Origin of the sequence: Enterobacter cloacae complex sp. P43RS, from assembly GCF_014930585.1 — a bacterium.
In the GTDB taxonomy this organism is placed as follows: domain Bacteria; phylum Pseudomonadota; class Gammaproteobacteria; order Enterobacterales; family Enterobacteriaceae; genus Enterobacter; species Enterobacter bugandensis.
This window is the reverse complement of the sequence record NZ_JADBRJ010000004.1, coordinates 260,005-276,380: the sequence shown is the minus strand read 5'-3', so window position 1 is coordinate 276,380 and position 16,376 is coordinate 260,005. Positions and strand designations below refer to the sequence as shown.

Annotated in this window: 14 protein-coding genes and 1 pseudogene; 9 read left to right on the top strand and 6 right to left on the bottom strand. The window is 61.4% G+C overall.

Features of this window, described 5'->3' with window-relative positions; translation table 11 throughout:
• Positions 1 to 13 precede the first annotated feature (13 nt).
• From IM294_RS10575 to IM294_RS10565, 3 genes are read right to left on the bottom strand one after another with little or no spacing between them, the layout of a single operon-like run.
• Positions 14 to 1,633: an MFS transporter gene (locus IM294_RS10575; protein WP_126817927.1), complete on the bottom strand. Its 1,620-nt coding sequence runs from the start codon at positions 1,631 to 1,633 to the stop codon at positions 14 to 16.
• Positions 1,630 to 2,037 (bottom strand): DoxX family protein, encoded by a 408-nt coding sequence (locus IM294_RS10570; RefSeq protein WP_028015359.1) that lies wholly within the window; start codon positions 2,035 to 2,037, stop codon positions 1,630 to 1,632. Before IM294_RS10570 ends, IM294_RS10575 begins: the two co-directional genes overlap by 4 nt.
• Positions 2,037 to 3,908: an amidohydrolase gene (locus IM294_RS10565; RefSeq protein ID WP_126817926.1), complete on the bottom strand. Its 1,872-nt coding sequence runs from the start codon at positions 3,906 to 3,908 to the stop codon at positions 2,037 to 2,039. Before IM294_RS10565 ends, IM294_RS10570 begins: the two co-directional genes overlap by 1 nt.
• Positions 3,909 to 4,127: 219 nt before the next feature.
• On the opposite strand from IM294_RS10565, the gene IM294_RS10560 reads away from it, so the two are divergent.
• The 5 genes from IM294_RS10560 (at position 4,128) to IM294_RS10540 (ending at position 11,350) form a co-directional block, all read left to right on the top strand.
• Positions 4,128 to 4,814 carry a hydrolase gene (locus IM294_RS10560; protein WP_023331928.1) on the top strand — a complete coding sequence of 229 codons (687 nt, stop codon included), beginning with the start codon at positions 4,128 to 4,130 and terminating at the stop codon, positions 4,812 to 4,814.
• Positions 4,815 to 4,875: 61 nt separating this feature from the next.
• On the top strand, positions 4,876 to 5,097 hold the full coding sequence (locus tag IM294_RS10555) for a DUF1427 family protein (protein ID WP_028015362.1): 222 nt from the start codon (positions 4,876 to 4,878) through the stop codon (positions 5,095 to 5,097).
• The gene (locus tag IM294_RS10550; RefSeq protein ID WP_126817924.1) at positions 5,094 to 5,357 is read left to right on the top strand and encodes a XapX domain-containing protein; all 264 of its coding nucleotides are present in this window, start codon (positions 5,094 to 5,096) and stop codon (positions 5,355 to 5,357) included. Before IM294_RS10555 ends, IM294_RS10550 begins: the two co-directional genes overlap by 4 nt.
• 20 nt (positions 5,358 to 5,377) lie before the next feature.
• Positions 5,378 to 5,758 carry a response regulator transcription factor gene (locus tag IM294_RS10545; protein ID WP_048960182.1) on the top strand — a complete coding sequence of 127 codons (381 nt, stop codon included), beginning with the start codon at positions 5,378 to 5,380 and terminating at the stop codon, positions 5,756 to 5,758.
• Positions 5,759 to 5,767: 9 nt separating this feature from the next.
• Positions 5,768 to 11,350 (top strand): ATP-binding sensor histidine kinase, encoded by a 5,583-nt coding sequence (locus IM294_RS10540; RefSeq protein WP_126817922.1) that lies wholly within the window; start codon positions 5,768 to 5,770, stop codon positions 11,348 to 11,350.
• A gap of 3 nt (positions 11,351 to 11,353) precedes the next feature.
• On the opposite strand, the gene IM294_RS10535 is transcribed toward IM294_RS10540, so the two are convergent.
• The gene (locus IM294_RS10535) at positions 11,354 to 11,971 is read right to left on the bottom strand and encodes a response regulator transcription factor (RefSeq protein WP_045259555.1); all 618 of its coding nucleotides are present in this window, start codon (positions 11,969 to 11,971) and stop codon (positions 11,354 to 11,356) included.
• A 179-nt stretch (positions 11,972 to 12,150) separates the two neighbouring features.
• On the bottom strand, positions 12,151 to 12,537 hold the full coding sequence (locus tag IM294_RS10530; RefSeq protein ID WP_045631073.1) for a VOC family protein: 387 nt from the start codon (positions 12,535 to 12,537) through the stop codon (positions 12,151 to 12,153).
• An 85-nt stretch (positions 12,538 to 12,622) separates the two neighbouring features.
• On the opposite strand from IM294_RS10530, the pseudogene IM294_RS10525 reads away from it, so the two are divergent.
• Together IM294_RS10525 and IM294_RS10520 are read left to right on the top strand one after the other, a co-directional pair.
• A pseudogene (locus tag IM294_RS10525) lies at positions 12,623 to 13,228 on the top strand (ATP-dependent Clp protease proteolytic subunit); the annotation flags it as partial.
• 135 nt (positions 13,229 to 13,363) lie between these two features.
• A complete protein-coding gene (locus IM294_RS10520) occupies positions 13,364 to 14,485 on the top strand; it encodes a cupin domain-containing protein (protein ID WP_126817920.1) in 1,122 nt (373 codons plus the stop codon).
• Positions 14,486 to 14,523: 38 nt separating this feature from the next.
• On the opposite strand, the gene IM294_RS10515 is transcribed toward IM294_RS10520, so the two are convergent.
• Positions 14,524 to 14,712, bottom strand: a complete 189-nt coding sequence (locus IM294_RS10515) for a hypothetical protein (protein WP_028015370.1) — start codon at positions 14,710 to 14,712, stop codon at positions 14,524 to 14,526.
• Between the two features lie 221 nt (positions 14,713 to 14,933).
• On the opposite strand from IM294_RS10515, the gene IM294_RS10510 reads away from it, so the two are divergent.
• A complete protein-coding gene (locus tag IM294_RS10510; RefSeq protein ID WP_028015371.1) occupies positions 14,934 to 15,167 on the top strand; it encodes a DUF2171 domain-containing protein in 234 nt (77 codons plus the stop codon).
• A 138-nt stretch (positions 15,168 to 15,305) separates the two neighbouring features.
• Positions 15,306 to 16,259, top strand: coding sequence for an AraC family transcriptional regulator (locus IM294_RS10505; protein WP_045259553.1), 954 nt, complete (start codon positions 15,306 to 15,308; stop codon positions 16,257 to 16,259).
• The last annotated feature ends 117 nt before the right edge of the window (positions 16,260 to 16,376 follow it).

Genomic DNA, 16,376 nt, shown 5'->3' with positions numbered 1-16,376 from the left:
GTGATGGTTATGGTTATACCGGCGCGACCAGATAGCGAATTGCCGGTGATGTTGTGCCCTGATGAAAAGCCAGAACGCGGCTCTGCAGCAGGAGGTCATTCATGGTGTGGCGCTCCTGCTGGCGCAGATGCTCAATCCACGAGCCCATCAGGAAGGTCTCGATAAACAGACCCGGGCGCTCAATATCTTCATATACCGCCCAACTCATCGCGCCGGCGCGGCGTCGCACCCGGCGCAGCTCGTGTACCGCCTCCAGGAAGGCTTTCGCGTTCTGCGGGTCGATGATGTACTCGTGCGACACCAGCACCGGGCCGCGCTCGTTCGGCAGCTCAATCTCCACGCCGTCCAGCGGCTGGCCGCTCAGGTCGAGGTTTAAATCAGGATCTTTCTCCAGCTTCCAGCGGAACACCGTTGCGCTTGCCAGCACCATCCCCAGCGTGGCGACAACCAGCGAGGTCGGGGTGCCAAACTGCGAGGCGATCTGCCCCCAGATGGCGCTGCCCGTGGTCATCGAGCCGAAGAACACCGTCAGGTAGACCGCCAGCGCCCGGGCCTTCACCCAGCGGGCGGCGCTGCGCTGCGCGCCGAGGTTCAGCGTCGAGAGCACCGCAATCCACGCGAAGCCGGTGAAGAACTCAAACAGGTTGAGCAGCCAGACGTGGCGCACGAACGCCAGTGCCAGCATGGTGAGGGCAAAAACCAGGCTCGCGGCCACCATCAGCCGATCGGCGTTCAGCCGCTGGCGCAGGCGCGGCAGCAGGATCGCCCCGGCAATCGCCCCCAGGCCAATGCACGCCAGCATTACGCCGTAGCCCGCCGGGCCTAAGCCCAGCTCGCGGCGCGCCACCAGCGGCAGCAGCGCCCAGCCCGCGCTGCCGAAAACGAAGAAGGCCACGGTGCGCACCAGCACGTTGCGCAGCACCGGCGCGGAGTGCACGTAGCGAATGCCGGAGCGCACCGCGGAGAAGAAGTGCTCCGGCGGCAGGCGCTGCACGGACGGGGCCGGACGCCAGCGCCACAGCACCCACGCCACGCCCACCACGGACAGCGCGTTCAGGGCAAACACCATCCACGGCCCGGCGAGCGAAAGCAGAAAACCGCCCAGCGCGGGACCAATCGCCCGGCTGATGTTCACCCCGAGCGAGTTCAGCGCCACGGCGGCGCCCAGCTCCGGCTTGCTCACCAGATCGGGCACCACGGCCTGGAACGGCGGCGAGCTCATCGCCGCGCCCACGCTCAGCAGGAACGTCGCCACCAGCAGAACGGTAGGGGTGACGTGTCCGGTGAAGGAGAGCACCGTCAGCCCGGCGGCGGCGATGAACACCCACAGTTGTGAGAAGAGCAGGTATTTACGCCGGTCAACGATGTCCGCCATCACCCCGGACGGCAGGGCGAAGAGGAACATCGGCAGGCTGCTGGCGGCCTGCACCAGCGCGATATCCAGCGGATCGGCACTCAGGGTCAGCATGCTCCAGTTGATGCCGACGTCGCTCATCCATGAGCCGACGTTAGAGACCACCGTGGCGATCCACAGCATGCGGAACACCGGCTGGCTCAGCGGCTGCCAGGGCGAAACCGCCCGCGCGGGCGTCGTCTCAACGTGTGCGTCGCGAACGTCGTTAACCTGGGTCATGCGAACCTCTCCGTTGCCTTACGCTGCAGCCGCCACTGGCCCGGCCCGGTGAGGGCGAGAGTGGTGAAGATAATCAGCAGCAGCCAGCCAAACTGCCCTTCGGCAATCGACCAGTCCGGGTGTACCGCCAGCATCGCCACCAGCAGCACGGCGATAATCGGCAGGCACGCCAGGCGGGTGTAGACGCCCGCAATGATCAACAGCGGGCAGATCACCTCGGCGACGATCGCCGGGATCAGGCTCGCGTAAGGCCCGAAGCCGAACGGATCTTCAATGCGCGTCAGCTCTTCGCTGAAGTGGAGCACCTTCGGCAGGCCGTGCACGTAGAGCAGCAGCAGGCTGCCGGTGAGGCGCAGGAAGAACAGCCCCAGGTCGACCCGGGGCGGCATAGTAGTGTTTTTCATCAGAATGCAAAGCAGCTGCAGCCCAGCGCCCCCCAGAAAGCGTTATCGTCGGACACCGGCATCTCTGACGAGCGGGCGAAATCATGCTGGTGGCTGTGAACCCCGCACGGGCCGCTGCAGTGGTGAGCCACACTCAAGCCGACGCGCGTAGCCTGCGGTGGCGCGCTGCGGTAGTGGCCCGGCACCTTCACCACCGGGGACCACTCGGGCAGAACCGGAATGGCCGGTGGCGCGAGCGGGCCAAAGCTGCCTGCGGCGTAGACGATGTCGCCGTTGACCACCGTCAGGACGGACTCGATGCCCTTGATCTCCTCTTCCGGCACGCGGAAGTAGTCTTTGCTCAGCACCGCCAGATCCGCGAGCTGGCCGACCTTGATCTGCCCCTTTTGGTTCTGCTCGCTGGAGAACCACGCGCTGCCCTGGGTCCAGAGCATCAGGGCGGTATCGCGGTCCAGACGGGCGCTGTGATCGTACATCTGCATCCCGCCGACGGTGCGGCCGGAGACCAGCCAGTAGAGCGCGGTCCACGGGTTGTAGCTCGCCACGCGGGTGGCGTCGGTGCCTAAGCCCACCGGCACGCCGGTCTCGAGCATTTTGGCCACCGGCGGCGTGTGGCGGGTGGCTTCAATGCCGTAGCGCTCGGCAAAGTACTCCCCCTGGAAGGCCATGCGGTGCTGGACGGCAATGCCGCCGCCCAGCGCTTTGATGCGGTCGATGTTGGCCTGGGTAACGGTTTCCGCGTGGTCGAAGAACCAGTGCAGGCCGTTGAACGGAATGTCGCGGTTCACCTTCTCGAACACGTCCAGCATGCGGCTGATGGATTCGTTATAGGTGGCGTGCAGGCGGAACGGCCAGCGGTGCTCCACCAGATGGCGCACCACGCGCTCCAGCTCGTCCTCCATGCCCGGCGCGAGATCCGGGCGCGGCTCGAGGAAGTCTTCAAAATCGGCGGCGGAGAAGACCAGCATCTCGCCCGCGCCGTTGTGGCGGAAGAAGTCGCTGCCCTGGCCCGGCGTGAGCATGTCGGTCCATTTTTCAAAGTCTTCCAGCTCGTGGCCCGGACGCTGGGTAAACAGGTTATAGGCGATGCGGATGGTCATCTGCTTTTTCTCGTGCAGCTCGGCAATCACCTCGTAATCTTCCGGGTAATTCTGGAAGCCGCCGCCCGCGTCGATGGCGCTGGTCAGCCCCAGGCGGTTCAGCTCGCGCATAAACTGGCGCGTGGAGTTGACCTGCTGCTCCAGCGGCAGCTTCGGCCCTTTGGCGAGGGTTGAGTACAGGATCATGGCGTTCGGGCGGGCGATCAGCATCCCGGTCGGGTTGCCGTTGGCGTCGCGCTGGATCTCGCCGCCCGGCGGGTTCGGCGTATCCTTGGTATAGCCAACCACCTTCAGCGCGGCGCGGTTGAGCAGGGCGCGGTCGTACAGGTGCAGAATGAAGACCGGGGTGTCCGGCGCGGCGTCGTTGATCTCGTCCAGCGTCGGCATGCGGCGCTCGGCAAACTGGAACTCGCTCCAGCCGCCCACCACGCGCACCCACTGGGGCGACGGGGTGCGCAGGGCCTGTTCTTTCAGCATCCGCAGGGCGTCGGCCAGGGACGGCACGCCTTCCCAGCGCAGCTCGAGGTTGTAGTTCAGCCCGCCGCGAATCAGGTGCAGGTGCGAGTCGTTCAGGCCGGGGATCGCGGTGTGGCCTTTCAAATCCACCACCTTAGTGCCGTCGCAGTGGTGCTGCATCACCTCGGCGACGGTACCCACTTCCAGAAATTTTCCGTCGCGCACGGCAACGGCTTCCGCGACAGGGTTCTCGCGATCGACGGTGTGAAACTGGCCGTTAACCAGAATGAGATCGGCTTTACCGAGGGTAACCATAACTGCTCCTGACTGAGAGGGTGAATGGTCAGGATTATGGGAACCGGTTTCGGCAAAGATCCAGTTATACAATAGGATAGGTATACCAAAGTATAACTATACCTAAGGTTAACTATACGAAGAGATAATTACGCGCGGCGACGGAAAACCGCAGGATGAGGGTGACTTTATTGTCGCGGCGCTCGCGGCGATTTCTACCCTTAACCACTGGAAAATGCTATGACCTCTTCAAAGCTCGAAGTGTTAACCCCTGCGAACTGTCAGATCATCTTTATCGATCACCAGCCACAGATGGCGTTTGGCGTGCAGTCTATTGACCGCCAGGTGCTGAAAAACAACACCGTGGCGCTGGCGAAAGCGGCCAAAGTGTTCAACATCCCGACCATCATCACCACCGTTGAGACCGAAAGCTTCTCCGGCAACACCTATCCGGAGTTGCTGGACGTGTTCCCGGGCCAGGACATTCTGGAGCGTACCTCCATGAACTCCTGGGACGACCAGAAGGTGCGCGACGCGCTGAAGGCTAACGGCAAGAAGAAGGTGGTGGTTGCCGGCCTGTGGACCGAAGTGTGCAACAACAGCTTTGCCCTGTGCGCGATGCTGGAAGGCGACTACGAAATTTATATGGTGGCGGACGCGTCCGGCGGCACCTCCAAAGAAGCCCACGACTTCGCGATGCAGCGCATGATCCAGGCAGGCGTGATCCCGGTGACCTGGCAGCAGGTGATGCTGGAGTGGCAGCGCGACTGGGCGCGTAAAGAGACCTACACCGCGGTGATGGATATCGTGCGCGAACACTCCGGCGCGTACGGCATGGGCGTGGATTACGCCTACACCATGGTGCACAAAGCACCGTCTCGCCAGAAGAGCGAGCACCGCACCTTAGCGCCGGTTCCGGCTCGCTAAGTTCCGCTGGCGGGCTGGTCCCTCATCCGGCTCGCCGCTGCCTCTTTCTCTGGAGTTCACAATGAGTACTGGGCTGATATCCCTTGCCGCAGGCGTGTTGATTGGCCTGATGTATGCCGTGCTGAAGGTGCGCTCCCCCGCGCCGCCCGCGCTGGCGCTGATTGGCCTGCTGGGGATGCTGGCGGGTGAACAGGCGACGCGCCATCTGTTATCCCGCGACGGCGCGCCGCCTCCTCAGGTGACGGTTCCGCAGGTGAAATCGCAGACGGGAGCGACGTCATGAGAGCATGGATAATTTCGCTGGTGTGCGGCGTGGTTGCTGGGGTAATTTACGCCCTGCTCGACGTTCATTCCCCGGCACCGCCGGTTGTCGCCCTGCTTGGCCTGTTTGGCATGCTGGTGGGTGAACAGCTCATCCCGGTGGGACGGCGTTTACTGAGTCGCGAACCGTTTACCCTCGCCTGGTTTCGTCACGAATGCGTGCCGAAAATCAGCGGCACGGCGCCCCCTGCGCCCGCGAAGGACGATCGCGACGTTTATTGATTTTTTTGAGGAAAGACAGCATGACGCTGCCGTGGCGCATTGCCATCATTGATGACGAACGTTCCGTCCGCAGCGGGCTGAGTAATCTCCTGGAGTCGGAAGGGTATGCCGCCGATACGTTTGATTCGGCAGAGGTGTTTCTGAGCCATCCGCTCGCCCTGTCCGGCGCGGCGCTGGTGATCGCCGATATCAAGCTGCGGGGCATGAGCGGTCTGGAGCTGTTTGAAAAGCTGCGGCTGCTGGCCGTTCCCCCGCCGCCCGTGATCTTTATCTCCGGTCATGCTGATGAAAATATGCAGCGGTACGCTCTTAGCCTGGGCGCCGCTGCATTTTTGCGTAAACCCATTAACATCGATATTCTGCTGGATCATATACAGCGGGAGCTGGCCCGCCGACGATAAGGATCGCGGATGAACGAACACGAGCAGCCTGCATTCTGGCCCGCCCAGGGGAATCTTCACCAGGGGCGGGTTTTTGTCCTTAAAGAGGATGTGATTTTTACCGTGCTGGCGCAGGAGGGCGGTATCGCCTGGATGCACGCGCGCCATCCCCATTCCGGCGGCTCGTTCATCATTGCCACCGCGGTGAGCGACGAAGAGGAAGAGCGGGCCACGCGGCTGCTAAAAAACGAATTTGCGCTGCGTGACGTGCTGCAGGACAGTTGGGCCATCCGCGCCGTTGCCTCCACCCAGTACCGGGGACGATTCGCGCTAGTGTATGCGCCGTTTGCGTTTGAGCTGCTGGCGCGGCGCGCGGGCAGTGCGATCTCGGGGATCTCGCGCTTTATAGAGATGGCGATCCAGATCTGCGTTCCCCTGCGCCAGATGCACCTGCAAAACCTGATCCACGGCGATATCAAGCCCGGCGCGATTTTTGTTCATCACGATGCCACCTGCCGTCTGGGCAGCTTTGGCCTCTCCTGTAGCCTCTCCGGTGCCTTCTCCCAGACCCGGCTTGCCGTTTCAGGCGGTACGCCCGCGTATATGTCGCCGGAGCACACCACCCGCACCCGGCGTCCCGTTGACGGCCGCAGCGATCTCTACAGCCTCGGCATGGTGCTGTATGAACTCCTGACCGGACGCCTGCCGTTTGAGTTGGGGGAGGACGATCAAACCAACTGGGCGCACTACCATATTGCCTCGGAGCCGCTGGCCCCGGACGTGATTCGCCCGGACGTGCCGGGAATGCTGTCGACTATCATCCTCAAGCTGCTGGAGAAGCACCCCGATAACCGCTACCAGACGGTCGACGGGCTGATTGCCGACCTCCGCCGCTGCCAGGCGACGCTGACCTGCGAGGGCGAGATCGTCGCCTTTACCCCCGGCCAGCAGGACCGCACTCCCGCGATCCATCTGGCGGACTCCCTGTTCGCGACGCATCCGCAGGCGAATGACGTCATTGCCGCGTTTGAGCGGGTGGGGCAGAACCTGGTGCCGGAGCTGGTGACGATCGGCGGGCCGTCGGGGATTGGCAAATCGTCCATCATCGCGACGGCGCTCAAAACGCTGCAGCAGCGTCAGGTTTTGCTGGCGGTGGGGAAAGTCGATCAGTTCTCGCCGTCTTTGCCCTACGGCGTATTAAGCTCCGCGTTCCGCACCCTGACGCTGCACCTGCTGGGGCTGCCCGCGGAAGAGGTGGCGAAGTGGAAAATCCGCCTGTCGCGCGCCCTGGAGGGGTATGAAGCGCTGGCCGTCAGCCTGGTGCCCGAGCTGGGGCTGCTCCTTGAGAGCAAGCCGCGCTACTCGGCGGATACGTTTTCCATTGATGCCCGGGCGCGCTTCAGCCATATGGTGCTGGCGCTGGTAAAAACCTTTGCTTCTCAGGGCTGCCCGCTGGTGCTGGTGCTCGACGATCTCCAGTGGAGCGACGCGGCCAGCCTGTATACGCTGAAACATCTGCTGGTGACCTGCGGCGCTATCCCGCTGCTGCTGGTGGTCGCCCACCGCGATATCGGTTCGTTGTCCGAACCAACGCTGCAACAGCAGCTGGCGAGCCTGCCGGAAGCGGCGCAAAACGCGACTGAAATTGTCCCGCAGGCGCTGTCCGTGAAGGCGGTGGCGCGCTGGCTGGCGACGATATTTCGTACCCGCAGCGCGGCGACGACCGACCTCGCCACGCTGATCCACGAGAAAACCGGGGGCAACCCGCTCTTTGTGCACGAGTTTTTCCGCCGCATCGTGGATGACGGGCTGGTGGTGCACAACAAATATCAGGATAAGTGGCACTACGATCTGCAGGCGATCCGCGCCCGACACTACACCGAAAACGTCGTTACCCTGGTGCTGGAGCAGCTTGAAGAGCTGCCCGACGAGACGCGCCGCCTGCTGGGCAGCCTCGCCTGCCTCGGCGGCACGGGCGAGATGGAGATGATCTGCCGGGTGGTCAGCATGTCGATGGCGGAAATGCGCTATGCGCTGCATCCGGCGGTGATGGCCCAGCTCATTGTGCTGACGGAAAAAGAGTACGCCTTCACCCACGACCGGGTGCAGGAGGCGGCCTTTGCGATGCTGGATCAGCATGAGAAAAGCCATCTTCACCTGACCACCGCCAGCCTGCTGGCCGATGCCGCGCGTCAGGCCGCGGGGAACGAACTGCTGTTTCGCGCCGTTCACCACGTCACGGCTGCGCTGGACTGCATCCAGCCCGCGCCGCAGCGCCAGATGTTCCGCGAGCTGAGCCTGCTGGCCGCACGACGGGCAAAGCGTTCGGGGGATTATCCATCGGCGCTCAGCTATATCCAGACCGCCAGAGCGCTGGGCAACGCCGGGACGGTGTCAGACTTTATGCTTGATATCGAAGAGGCGGGCTGCGAGTTTGCTCTGGGGCACCTGGAGCGCACCCGCGAGCTGTGTGACGCCATCCTCGGCTGCCCCGGCGGGCTGACCGAAAAGGCGCTGGCGGCCAACCTGCTGGTGGAAGTGTACATTCGCCAGTCGGACAGCCGTCTGGCGCTGGAGGCGGCGCTCTGCTGGCTGGGGATTTTTGGTATTCAGATTGGCCGCCACCCGGAAGATGCCGACTGCGACGAGGCCTGGGAACACTTCTGCAACCGCACGGCCGACGCGCCGCAAAGCCTTTATGCCCAGCTGTCGCGAATGGATAACCCGGAAACCGAAGCGGTGATGAACCTGCTCTACAGCGCCAGCATTTGCGCCAGCTTCATCTGCCCGCGCCTGCATTTTTTGCTGCTTTGCCGCATGATGCACCTCACCCTCGACCACGGCATCACTGGCGCCTCCACCACGGCGATGGCCTGGTTTGGCGTGCTGATTGGCCAGCGCTACGCCGAGTACCGCCTCGGGTTCCAGTACGGCACCCTGGCCCGCGAGCTGGTGAACCGCCACGGCTACGACGCGTTCGAAGCCAAAACCCTGCTGCCCCTCGACCAGCTCAGCGTCTGGACCCAGCCGCTGTCATTCACCATCGAGTGCGCAAAAGCCTGCTTCACCGCCGCCGTTACCCACGGCGATATGACGGTGGCCTGCTTTGCGGCCTGCCATCAGGTCATTAACTTCCTCTCACGGGGCGATCACCTGGACGGGGTATTGACCAGTATCGATCGCGGCCTGGCGTTTGTGCGTAAAACCCACTTCCAGGACGTGGAGACCATATTGATGCTCCAGCGCACCTTCGTGGAGTTTTTGCGCACGCCGACGATTGGCACCTGGAGCGCGTCGCAGGCGCTGCCCGAGGCGCTGCTTCCCGCGTCGCCGGAGCAGGCCCCGGAGCAGACCTCCACCATGCTGTTCTGGTACTGGCTCTACCGTGGCATGGCGCACTTTACCTGCGGCGAGTATACCGACGCGCAGGCGGATCTTGAGATGGCGGGCTGGTACGCGTGGTCTGCGCCGGGCCATATCCATCTGCTGGATTACCATCTCTACAGCGCGCTGGCGCTCTCACGTCAGCTGACGCCGGAGACGTTTTCGGCGAATCACCGCCGCAGCATTCACGCCCACTACGACAAAATCGCCCTCTGGGCGCGCATTAATCCCGGCACGTTCGCGGATAAAGAGGCGCTGATCTACGCCGAAATTGTCCGTCTGGACGGGATGAACAGCATTGCGCTTGAGCAGTATGAGAAGGCGGTCCGGCTCTCCCGCGAGGGTGGCTTTAACCCGATTAACGCCCTGGCCCACGAGCTGGCGGGCCGCTTTGCGCTGGCCTGCGGCTACCCGACCGCATCAGACGCGCACTTCCGCGGCTCGATTGCCGCCTGGGGCCGCGCGGGCGCGCAGGCCAAGGTGCGCCAGCTGGAGCAGGATTTCCCGCACCTGCTGGCCTCCGGGCAGGCCAGCGCCTACGACACGGTGGCGTTTGCTCAGAACGAAACGATCCGCGATCTGCAGAGCGTGATCAAGGCTTCCCGCGCGCTGTCGGAAGAGATCAATCTTGAGCGCCTGATTGAAAACCTGATGACCATCCTGCTCGAACGCGCCGGGGCGCAGCGCGGCCTGCTGCTTCGCGTGAGCGATAACCTGATCCCGGAGATCGAGGCCAGCGCCTGGACCAGCACCGACGGCGTGCGGGTGCGGATCCTGAAAGACGTGCCGATGGCGACCGACATGCCGCTGTCGGTGCTGGCTGCGGTGATCCGCACCGGGCAGGAGATCCGCACCGGCAAGCCGGAGGAGTTTCATCCCTTCAGCCAGGACCCTTATCTGGTGACCTCGGGGGCGGCGGTGATGTGCGTCCCGATGTTCAAACAGGCGCGGCTGGTGGGCGTGCTCTACCTGGAAAACCGCCTGATGCCGGAGGTCTTCACCGCCGAGCACTCGCGCGTGGTCAGCCTGCTGGGCGCGCAGGCAGCGGTATCCCTGGAGACGGCGCGGCTCTACGCCGAGCTGCTGGCGGAGAACATTCAGCGCCGCCGGGTGGAAAAAGAGCTGCGCGCCAGCCAGACCTCGCTGATGCTGGGCGAGCAGATCAGCCACACCGGCAGCTGGCGCTGGGAGCTGGAGCAGGATCTGATGTTTGTCTCGGAAGAGTACGCCCGCATTCTCGGCCTGCCCGACCAGCAAAAGATGATCTCCATGGCGGAGTTTTTAACCTTCGTCCACGAGGACGATTACGCCCGCATCAGCGCCATTGTCACCCAGAGCGTGCGCGACGGGCTCTCCATGCGTGCGGAGTTTCGTATAAAGCGCACCGACGGCTCAACGCGCTACATCCTCGGGATTGGCGATCCGGTGGGGGTGGGCAGCGAGGTGAACGAGTACTACGGCATCATTACGGATATCACCAGCCAGCGCGCCGCGGAGGATGCCATGCGGGTGGCGCAGGCGGATCTGGCGCGCGTTTCCCGCGCCACCACCGTCGGGCAGCTGACCTCCTCCATCGCCCACGAGATCAACCAGCCGCTGATGTCCATCGTCTCGAATGCCGGGGCGAGCCTGCGCTGGCTCAGCCGCGAGCCCGCCCGCCTGGATAAAGTGCGCGAAGGGCTGGAGGAGATCGCCGCGGAAGGCGCGCGTGCGGGGGAGATCATTCGCAGCATCCAGTCCCTGACGCGCAAGCAGGATCCCACCTTCTCGCGCATTGATATGCACTACCTGATCCACCATATCATCACGCTTTCGCGCAGCGAGCTGGAGCAGAGACACATTAGCGTTGATTATCTGTTGAACGCCAGCGACAGCTTTATCACCGGGGACAGCGTGCAGATCCAGCAGGTGCTGCTGAATCTGGTGATGAATGCGGTAGAAGCGATGGCCGAGGTGAGGGATCGCGCCAGCACCATCATCCTCAGCACCGCCAACGCGGACGGGAAAGTGATCGTTGAGATCGCCGATACCGGGAGCGGCATTGAGCCCGAACGGCTGGAGCAGATTTTTGACTCGTTCTACTCCACCAAGCCGCAGGGGATGGGGATGGGGCTGACCATCAGCGCCAGCATCATCGAGCGCCACTGCGGAAAGCTGAGCGCGCGCCGCCGGGAGCCGCACGGCACGGTGTTTACCTTCGCGCTGCCGCTGGCCGCGCAGGAAGGGTAAACGTTACTCCGCGGGCTGGCTTTTGGTCAGGCGCTCAACGGCCCTGACCAGCTCGGCCACGGAGCGCACCTGCATTTTCTCCATCACGCGGCGGCGGTGCACCTTCACCGTGATCTCGCTGACGCCCAGCTCGGCGGCAATCTGCTTGTTGAGCTTGCCGGTGATGGCAAGCTCAAGCACCTCGTGCTCGCGCGGCGTGAGGGACAAATGGCGCTGCTTCAGGGCGTAGTGCTCTTTATTGCGCACGGCGTTGTTTTCCGCCAGCTGCAGCGCGGACTCAATGGCGTCGATAAGCGCGGCGGATTCAACGGGCTTGGTGAGAAATTCGTACGCGCCGCCTTTGATGGCGCGCACCGACATCGGGATAGTGCCGTGGCCGGTGAGAAAAATAATCGGGATCTCGCGCCCGCTGTCTTTGAGCGCGTCCGCCACCTCGAAGCCAGAGATGGCGGGCATCTGCATGTCGAGGATCACGCACGACGGCAGATCCTCAAACCGGTGTTGAAGAAACGTTTCTGCTGATGAAAAGCCGATGGCGTTTAAGTCTGCCGATTCCAGCAGCCCGATTACGGACTGCCTGACCGCGTCATCGTCATCAACCACATACACAATGTGTTCCATTCACCGCCCCGGTGCTGATTTAAATGTCGAGGATGCAAACAGTCCCAACGGTGGCGTAAGAGACTGTTTATGCTGACTTTCATCTTAACACATTAAATATCATTATCATTTAACAATATGATAACCATATGAAGTATAGCGAGCCGGGGCGGGGGCGGTGAAGGAATGAAACGCTGTTTTTATGCACCGACAAGCTCGATGCGGTTGCCGTCCGGGTCCGCGATCACCGCTTCATAGAAGCCGTCCCCGGTCATGCGCGGGGCGCTGAGCAGCGTGCCGTTGGCCTGCGCCCGCTCGGCCATGCTGTCCACTTTTGCCTTGCTGCCGACGTTAATGGCGATATGCGCCCAGCCGATAAACTCCGGGTGGGACGGGGCGTCGGGCAGGTCCGGCAGCGTCATCAGCTCGAGGGTCGGCCCGTCATCCAGGGTAATAAAATGGGATTCAAACCCCGGACGGTTTTTGCTGACGTAGCGTTCGTTACTGCGGCCATTAAACACCGTTTCCCAGAACTGAACCTGGGCCTCAAGGCTGCGGGTCCAGAGTGCGACATGTGCAATATTCATAAGATCCCTCGTTATTTGTCTGTGAGGACTTTCACCGATAAAACAGGCTACACTCTGGTTTTGAGCGCGACAAGCTGAGGAAACAACAATGCACTACACACTGAAAGAAAGCGACAAGGACAAAGCGGAAGGGTCAAGCGGCGCGGGCGCTCTGCAGCAAAAACTGCTGGAGTCCCGTTCGATTGTCATCTCCGGCGAGATCAACCAGGAGCTGGCGCAGAAGGTCATTACCCAGATGATCCTGCTGCAAAGCGTCAGCAACGATCCGATCAAGCTGTACATCAACAGCCAGGGCGGCCACGTGGAGGCGGGTGACACCATTCACGACTTCATCAAGTTCATCCGCCCGGAAGTGCACGTCATCGGTACCGGCTGGGTGGCGAGCGCCGGGATCACCATCTTCCTGGCAGCGAAAAAAGAGCACCGCTACTCGCTGCCAAATACCCGCTTTATGATCCACCAGCCGCTGGGCGGCGTGCGCGGTCAGGCGACGGATATTGAGATCGAAGCGCGCGAGATCATCCGCATGCTGGATCGCGTCAACAAGCTGATCGCTGACGCCACCGGCCAGCCGCTGGAAAAAGTGAAAAAAGACACCGACCGCAACTACTGGATGTCTCCGGCAGAAGCGCTGGACTACGGCATCGTGGGCAAACTGATTACCCATTACGACGAGCTGAACCTGGATTAAGTTTTACTGCCGTGTACGTGTCGGGTAGCGGCTTCGCCTTACCCGACCTACGCGCGCTCGTTTGACCCATGACAAGTTCCCCCTCTGCCTTCTTGCCTATAATCGCGCCTGTTTCCCCTCTCACTGGTGCTACCCATGGCGTATCAATTGAACCTGAACTGGCCGGAATTTCTTGAGAAATACTGGCAAAAACAACCCGTAGTGCTGAAAAATGCCTTCCCGAATTTTGTCGACCCGATTACCCCGGACGAGCTGGCAGGCCTGGCGATGGAGCCGGAAGTCGATAGCCGTCTGGTGAGCCACGCTAACGGCAAATGGCAGGCCAGCAATGGTCCGTTTGAGCACTTTGACGGTCTGGGCGAAACCGGCTGGTCGCTGCTGGCGCAGGCGGTGAACCACTGGCATATGCCCGCCGCGGAGCTGGTGCGTCCGTTCCGCGTCCTGCCGGACTGGCGTCTGGACGATCTGATGATCTCCTTCTCCGTGCCGGGCGGCGGCGTGGGTCCGCATATCGATCAGTACGACGTGTTTATCATTCAGGGGATGGGCAGCCGCCGCTGGCGCGTGGGCGACAAGCTGCCGATGCGTCAGTTCTGCCCGCATCCGGCGCTGCTGCACGTGGATCCGTTTGAGCCGATCATCGACGAAGATCTGGCCCCGGGCGATATTCTCTACATTCCGCCTGGATTCCCGCACGACGGCTTCACCCATGAAACCGCGCTCAACTACTCCGTCGGCTTCCGCGGGCCGAACGGCCGCGATCTGATCAGCAGCTTTGCCGACTACGCGCTGGAAAACGATCTGGGCGGCGAGCACTACAGCGATCCGGATCTGACCTGCCGCGAACACCCGGGCCGCGTGGAGCAGTACGAGCTCGATCGCATTCATCAGATGATGATCGACATGATTAGCAAGCCGGACGATTTCACGAAATGGTTTGGCAGCTTCGTCTCCACGCCGCGCCACGAGCTGGATATCGCCGCCGCCGAGCCGCCGTATTCGGCAGACGAGGTGCTGGACGCGCTGCAGGGCGGCGAAACGCTGTCGCGCCTGAGCGGCCTGCGCGTGCTGAACGTCAACGGCAGCTTCTTCATCAACAGCGAACAGCTGGAGACGGTAGACGCGAAGGGCGCGGATGCGCTGTGCCGCTACACCGAACTCGGCCAGGCCGAGCTGGGCGATGCGCTGAAAAACCCGGCGTTTGTTGACGAACTCACCGGGCTGATTAACCAGGGGTACTGGTACTTCGACGAGTAACAGGAGGCGGCGTTTAGTCAGCCTAAACGCCGCTACGTTCAAACCAGCATATTACACGCCTTCCAGTAGTTCAAAAGCCGCTCGTCGTCGCGCTCTTTCTCCGCTTTGATTTTCATCGCCTGGGCGAGATTCTCTCGCGATAACTCATGGCCTTTTTGCACGATGTCCAGGACCGCTTCACCAAGAGCCAGCGAAATTTCTGCCCGATTATTGTTGCGAATCGTCATAAATACCTCCTCGTTGGTTGCGATAATTTAATTATGATCGGGAAATAATCAGTCGGAAATAATTCATCTCATTCTTATTTTTTTCATTTCGGCGTTAAATAGACATCATATTCCATTCTGTCAATGATGTTTCAAAATGCTAATAAGACTTTTAAGCCTGAATTTATGCGCTACAGTTATTTTTCGTGCAACAGGCAAATAACCGAAACAGGAGAATGATTATGGTAGATAAAAGCGCAATTAAGGATCACACTCAGGTTGTCGCCAGCTGCGGAACGCACGTCGGGGTTGTGGACCATTTAGACGGCGAGCGTATCAAGCTTGCGAAGAGTGACCCTGAATCAGGCGGCAAGCACCACTTTATTCCTCTCGGCTGGGTCGATAAGGTCGAAGATAATAAAGTTATCCTGACCAAAAACCATAAAGAGGTTTTTGCTGAGTGGCAGGAAGCATAAATATATTTCTCGTAAAGAAATATATATCTTCGCTCCGGCTTTGTCCGGAGCGTAATAGTGTCTGCGCCCGGTGATTGCTGATATGGCAAAGGGATGGTACTGTTTTGCCTGTCCTTTTCCCGATGCAGGCCCCGAATTATGCTCCAGAGTGAAAATAGATCAGCGAAACGCATATTTTTTGTTGAGGATTTTCAGGTATTCGGCGAGCGCTACGGCATCGACTACCGTTTCCCGCTGTTAAAAGGGGAGCAGATCAGCGGCAGCCCGGTGTTGCAGGGGAATGTGGAAGAGATGACGCTCTCGTCCGGCATTTCGCTGACCCACTCCGACGTGCATGTATTACAACCCTACGAAACCACATCCCGCCACAGCAGCCCGCTTTATATGCTGGTAGTGCTGGAAGGGTGCGTTACGATCGCGCTCAATGGCATCGACTATCACGTTCGTCCCGGCATGGCGTTCAGCGCCCGTCTGAGTGAGGAACAGGTGATGAGTGCGCGTCACGACGCCGACAGCGCGCTGAAAACGCTCTCGTTTGGCGTGTACCCGCATGAAGCCGGGCGTGAAGCCCTGCTTGAGTCGCTGCTGCTGGAATGGCAAAACCTGAATACACCCACGTTTGTCTGGCACGTTCCCGAGTTTGTTATGTCAGGCATTCAGCATGCGCAGCAGCAGAGGGGAAGCATGCTCGCGCGTAAGCTATTGCTGGAGGGGCTGATGTACCAGCTGCTCGGCCACGGCCTGAACCAGCGCCAGCAGCCCTGCCCGAGCCGCCCTGAGCATGCGCGCCTGGAACGCGTACGGAGCATGCTGGAACAGTCTCCTGAACGGGATCATACTCTCGCGCAGCTGGCAGCCCTGGCTGCAATGAGCCCAAGCAGCCTGCGCAGCAAGTTCCGTCAGCGCTACGGCTGCACCCTCTTCGATTATCTTCGCGACTGTCGCCTTGCGCTGGCGCGCCGCTATCTGCTGGAAGGCCACAGCGTGCAGCAGGCGGCCTGGATGTGCGGGTATCAGCATGCCACCAACTTCGCCACCGCGTTTCGTCGTCATTACGGGATTTCTCCGGGCGACGTGCGCAAACTCCGCTAACGTAATTTCGCCCATCGCGCGAACGCATCCCGTGCGGTTTAGCATCGCGCATACGTAACCTGGCGGCGCGCATAGCCGTTTGCACTCTCAAAAAGGTAATAATTCTTATTAACAATA